Raw genomic sequence first — 311 nt, 5'->3', positions numbered from 1 at the left:
CGAACATCGATCCGGATCCCCCATCGGCCTTCCGCCACTGCGTGAGGTCGACCTGGCCAATCGGCTCCCCAATCCACTGGATCCCGACGACGACGCGTCTCGGGCAGCGCACGAACGCGAGGTGGTGGCGCAATTGCGCGCTATCGAGACGCAGCGCACGCGAGGAACGCGGATCGGCAACCAAGCCGACGCTCCCGCGCGCAATAGCAAATCAGGAGATGCCCTGCTCCGGCAAGCGCTGAACTGGCTGAGACGAAACGCAGCCATGCAGGCAGCGGATCAGTCGGTTATGGTGACGCCCCGAGCTATCG

At 65.0% G+C, this 311-nt stretch carries 1 protein-coding gene; it reads left to right on the top strand.

The window, feature by feature from the left end:
- Window positions 1-311 (top strand): hypothetical protein (locus SB689_RS22820; RefSeq protein WP_410694353.1); only part of this gene is annotated, 311 nt, incomplete at both ends.

It is taken from the genome of Chryseobacterium sp. SIMBA_038 (genome assembly GCF_046535115.1).
In the GTDB taxonomy this organism is placed as follows: domain Bacteria; phylum Bacteroidota; class Bacteroidia; order Flavobacteriales; family Weeksellaceae; genus Chryseobacterium.
The sequence above is the reverse complement of the archived record's forward strand: the minus strand, read 5'-3'. Positions and strand labels throughout refer to the sequence as shown.